This window comes from Pullulanibacillus pueri (assembly GCF_014639255.1).
Taxonomy (GTDB): domain Bacteria; phylum Bacillota; class Bacilli; order Bacillales; family Sporolactobacillaceae; genus Pullulanibacillus; species Pullulanibacillus pueri.
Map to the genome: position 1 here is coordinate 1 of NZ_BMFV01000080.1, position 572 is coordinate 572.

Annotated in this window: 1 pseudogene; it reads left to right on the forward strand. The window is 42.1% G+C overall.

Annotated features, from left to right (window positions below):
* Nucleotides 1–572: pseudogene (locus IEV91_RS21525) on the forward strand (glycoside hydrolase family 38 N-terminal domain-containing protein); the annotation flags it as partial.

The following is a 572-nucleotide window of genomic DNA, read 5'->3' on the forward strand; positions in this document are numbered from 1 at the left end:
AGTCAGCAGAGGAAATCAAATCGCAGTAACCGTTGACCTACAACCAGGAGAAGAAAAAATATTTACTTTACGCGAAGCAAATAACAAGGAGGCGCTTACGACCAAAAGTGCCCGTCTCAAAGGAAATGATGGCGTCTATGATATGGACGATCTTCTAAAGCTTGATCATGATCAAGAATCAGGGTTAAAAATGACTGAGAATGGTATAGAATCTCCATATGTAAGGATTAGCTGGCAAGCGGGTAAGGGAATCATTTCATGGATTGATAAGCGGACAGGCAATAATTTGCTTAGAGAAGATCGAGAACACGCTGCTTTCACCCCTGTATATGAGATTACTCCTGCTGATGGAGAAGAACATATGGCTGAAGTTCGACGGAAAATGGGAAGGAATCGGAAGGGAATGAACGTTCAAAGAATAAGTGGGACGCTAAAAGGTGTAAAAGAGCTTTCGTGTGGACATGTGTATGGTGTTGTGGAGCTTTTGTATGAAACAGCTGGAATGAGCTATTACTCATTACTTTTAAAAGTCTATCACGATCAACCCAGAGTCGATGTATCGGTCCGGATGC